Source organism: Phytoactinopolyspora endophytica (genome assembly GCF_004138495.1).
GTDB classification, from domain to species: domain Bacteria; phylum Actinomycetota; class Actinomycetes; order Jiangellales; family Jiangellaceae; genus Phytoactinopolyspora; species Phytoactinopolyspora endophytica.
The window spans coordinates 90,721-90,923 of sequence record NZ_ML142862.1 but is presented as its reverse complement, the minus strand read 5'-3'; the positions used below and the strand labels follow the sequence as shown (position 1 = coordinate 90,923).

Sequence of the window (203 nt, the reverse complement as noted above, 5' to 3'; positions counted from 1 at the left end):
GCGGGCGGGGCCGGCTGGCTGCCCGGATGCGCAAGCACAAATGGCATTACGTGTTCGTGTTGCCGATGATGGTGTTGTTCTTCGCGTTTACCGTGTGGCCGATGATCGCCGGTTGGGTGTATGCGTTCTTCGAATGGGACGGGTACGGGCCGCTGGACGAGCCGGTCGGGTTCGCGAACTTCACCGAGGCGCTCACGAGCGGG

At 64.0% G+C, this 203-nt stretch carries 1 pseudogene; it reads left to right on the top strand.

Features of this window, described 5'->3' with window-relative positions:
* Positions 1 to 203: pseudogene (locus ELR45_RS35700) on the top strand (sugar ABC transporter permease); the annotation flags it as partial.